This is a genomic window from Vulcanococcus sp., from assembly GCF_044369115.1.
Classification (GTDB): Bacteria; Cyanobacteriota; Cyanobacteriia; order PCC-6307; family Cyanobiaceae; genus Vulcanococcus.
This window is the reverse complement of record NZ_JBIPMN010000213.1, coordinates 1-3,753: the sequence shown is the minus strand read 5'-3', so window position 1 is coordinate 3,753 and position 3,753 is coordinate 1. Positions and strand designations below refer to the sequence as shown.

The 3,753-nt window shown below is 64.8% G+C and carries 2 protein-coding genes and 1 pseudogene; 1 reads left to right on the top strand and 2 read right to left on the bottom strand.

The genetic code is table 11. The features are described from left to right. Positions 1 to 298, bottom strand: a 298-nt coding sequence (locus tag ACIQ2E_RS13255; protein ID WP_398331431.1) for an ATP-binding protein, incomplete at its 3' end; no start/stop codon positions are given. 382 nt (positions 299 to 680) lie between these two features. Then, positions 681 to 1,727, bottom strand: a pseudogene (gene istA, locus ACIQ2E_RS13250) (IS21 family transposase); the annotation flags it as partial. 70 nt (positions 1,728 to 1,797) lie between these two features. Between istA and ACIQ2E_RS13245 the strand changes: the two are divergent. Then, positions 1,798 to 3,423: a transposase family protein gene (locus ACIQ2E_RS13245; protein WP_398331428.1), complete on the top strand. Its 1,626-nt coding sequence runs from the start codon at positions 1,798 to 1,800 to the stop codon at positions 3,421 to 3,423. Positions 3,424 to 3,753: the final 330 nt, after the last annotated feature.

The following is a 3,753-nucleotide window of genomic DNA, read 5'->3' as shown; positions in this document are numbered from 1 at the left end:
CGATTTGGTGCCAATCGAGATCGAGGAAGGCGCCCCAGTCGACATCGGCGAGGGCTTTGGGCAGCGGCAACTGGGCCTCATGCAACAGCCGCCGTAGCCGTGCCTGGTGCCGCTGTTGGTGCTCCTGCTCGGCCAGCACATAGAGGTAGCTGGCAGGCGTCCAGCCGTCGGTTTGGGCCTGTTGTTCGGCCGCCAGCCACTGGCTGCGGAACTGCGCCAGTTTCAGCTGTTTGAGCAGCGCTGGCAGAGCCGTTTCCAGCGCTGGCCGACTGGGGGGCTCCACCCAGGAGTTCGTCATAGCTGCTGAGGGTGTGTTCAGGGATCTCGATCTGTGGCATGGCCATCAGGCCCCGTGGGGGCCGCAGGCCGTAGTGATCACGCAGGGCGCCGATGGTCAGTGCACCGCTGCGGAGCTGACGCCGCAGGTACCGCTCCACACCGGCCAGGTCGTCCGTCTTGGCGGCGACATGGAGGGCATCGACCATCACCTTGGCGGCCTCATCCGGCGGCAGGGCCGCCAGGAGTTGGCGCCACAGCTGACGCCAGCTGTCTGTTGGCAGCAGGTCGTCTTGCAGCTGAGCGCGCAGCAGCGCCCGGGGCTTACGGCGCAGGCTTTCGATCACGTGGCGGAAGTCGATGCGCCGCAGCGCCTTCTGCCCTTTCTGCGGATGCAACCGCGGCAGTATTTCGACGTAGTGACTGCGCAGGTAGAGGTCCAAGCGGTCATGGCGCAGGTGCACCGTCAGCTGCTGGCCGATCAGCCGTGAGGGCACGCTGTAGGTGATGGAGCGCACCTCGATCGTGCTGGTGCTCCGCACCGTCACCACCACAGGCTCGTAATCGGCAAAGCGCTCCACTGGCAGCGGCTGCAGATGCAGCCGCTCGATCTCCAGCCGCCCGGCTACCTCGTGGCGGCTGTTGAGGGTGGTGGTGACCTGGCTCACCAGCTGCCGATACTCGGTCTCGGTGGCGAACTCCCGGCTACCGCGCTGGATCAGCTGCTGCTCCAGCCGGTGTTTCCAATGCCGGTGCGGGCCCTCGATCGCGCCGTTCTCGTGGGCCACTCCGCGGTTATTACGGGTGGCAGTCACGCCCAGGTGGGCGCAGAGTTCGCGGTAGCGACTCGTGTAGTCACCTGCATAGGAGCCGTCGCGGTTGCGGAAGCAGGCGCTGAGGCTGTCGGTGCGGTGCTCAGCCGGTACCCCACCGCAAAGGGCGAGAGCGTTCTGGAGGGCTTCTGAGAGGGCGACAAAGCTCTCGCCGCCATGAATCACCTCCACATGGCACCAGCCCGAATACGGCAGGCGGAAGTGAAACAGCCGGTGCTCCAGCACCTGGCCAGCCACGGTGATTGGTTCGCCCTTGAGCAGGGTGAAATCAGAGATGCCGAGCACCCCCGGCTGGTGGTGTTGCAGGAACATCACCTCCCGCGCTGGGCCATGCAAAGCACGCCACTGCTCTACGCGGCGCTGCAGGGTGCGCTTGCGCCGGTACCACTCCTGGCCGGGGAAGGTCCGCTCCAGGTGCAGCAGCAGGGTCTGCGGCTCCAGCTGGGGTGAGCGCTCCAGCATGGGCAGCAAAACGCTGTCCCAGACCTCAACAAGCGGATCGGCGCGGGTGCGCCAGTGCCGTCCGATCGCCTGCTGCTGCGCACCGGCTTGCAGGTCACCCCGATCGATCCGCTGGGCGCTGCGCAGCGAAATTCCCACCGCATCAGCCGTCAATTGCTGGCTGAGGCGCGTTGAATCTCAATTCTTGTTACCAGTCATCTACTGTTGCCTCAGTCAATTTGTTCCTTTGGCGTCGGCATCCAGCTCTGGTGAAAGCCAGCTCCAGCGTCAGCGGCGCAGGCAGCTGCTGGAGGCAGCCCGTAGCCGCTACCAGCTGCTCAATTACCAGGAGAAGGGTGCCCTGGTGGATGAACTGGTGGAACTCAGCGGGTATCACCGCAAATCGGTGCTGCGGTTGCTTCGCCAGCAGCCTGCGGACCATGAGGGTCCACCGGCCCGTGCTGGCGCTGATCACGAATCAGCGGCGGCGCTCGGCCGGAGGCGTTATGGCCCCGAGGTCGTGCAACTCCTGGAGACCCTGTGGGAGGCCAGCGACCATCTCTGCGGCAAACGCCTGGCGGCGGTGTTGCCCACCCTTGTGGAGGCTCTCGAGCGCCATGGTCATCTGGAGATCGAACCGGTTCTCAAGAGATTGCTGCTGCAGGTGAGCCCGGCCACGATCGATCGGCTGCTGGCACCGGCTCGCTCTGCCCAGGGCGGTCAGCATCGGCGCCGCCGCTCGCGCATCGTCACCGGAGTGCGCAGGCGCACCACGGTGCGCACGTTCAATGGCTGGAAGGGAGTCGAGCCCGGCTGGTTCGAGATGGATCTGGTGGCCCACTGTGGTGGGCGCATGGAGGGCCCGTTCCTGTGGACGCTGGTGCTCACCGATGTGGCCAGTGGTTGGAGCGAATGTGTCCCGCTTCCCAGCCGCGATGGCCTGCTGGTGCGCTCAGCGCTCCAGGAGCTGCGGAAGCTGATACCGATGCCTCTGCGCGGCATCGACGTGGACAACGACACGGCATTCATGAACGAGGAGCTCGAGCGCTGGTGCGCCGAGGCCCGCGTGCCAGTCGAACTCACTCGATCACGGGCCTACAAATCCAATGACCAAGCCTGGGTGGAACAGAAGAACGGCATGCTGGTGCGCCGCGTGGTGGGGCACCGCCGGCTGGAAGGAGCTCAGCAATTGGAGCGGCTCTGCCAGCTGTATGCCGCTCTGCGCCTGTTCACCAACATCTATCAGCCATCGGCCAAGCGAATCCCATTTGAGGAAGCCGACCTGCGGGAGGGCCGCCGCCCCCGCCGCCGACATGACGAACCGCTCACCCCAGCTGATCGGCTGCTGCGATGGGGAGGCATGGGCCGCAAGGGCCGCCAACGCATCGAGAAGCTGCAGCAACAATGCGACCCGGTCGCCCTGCTGGGGACGATCCGCCACAACCAAGCGGCCCTGGTGAATGGGGGGCGCGAGCCAGACCAGGAAAGAGAATCCGCCTCAACCACTTCCCAGGAGCTGGATAGCTTCTTGAACAGCCTGCGGCTGTTGTGGCAGCGGAGTGAACCTGCCAAACGCGGCGGCTGGCAAGCGCCCACCCGCACGTATCGCACTCGGGCAGACCCGACGCTGAGTTGCTGGCATCTAGTTCTCGAGTGGCTGCTGGCTGATCCGTTACTCACAGGCCAGCAGGCAATGCAGAGGCTGGATCGCGAACAACCCGGGCTCTATGGCGGCAGCCTGCGAACCCTGCAGCGACGGATGACGGGCTGGCGTGTTGCCAATGCAGAACAGGTGGTGGGCATGCAGATGGAGGCATTCCAAGAGCAGGAAAACGATCAGCTCAACAGGAAAGAGAAGCCAAGGCAAAGGTGACAATTAAACGGGTAACAAAGGCTGTGAGGCAACGCGGCCGCCTACGTAGTTGACACCGGGCACCCAGGAGTTGCACCGGGATGGTCCATACCCACATTTTTGCGGAAAAATCCAGCGAGAGGAAGCAAGGCTCTGCTGGTTGTGGCGCCGTTTAACGGCCCACATGGGGCAGCGACACCCCTGAATCGATGCCCCTGATCAGCGTCAGAACCTCGGCTGCCGCCGCTGCGGGCGAGGCCCTGCTCGCCGAATTGTCGAGCTCCCTGGCGGCGCTGCTGGGCAAACCGGAGCGTTATGTGATGACGCTGCTTGAAACCGAGCTGCCGATGA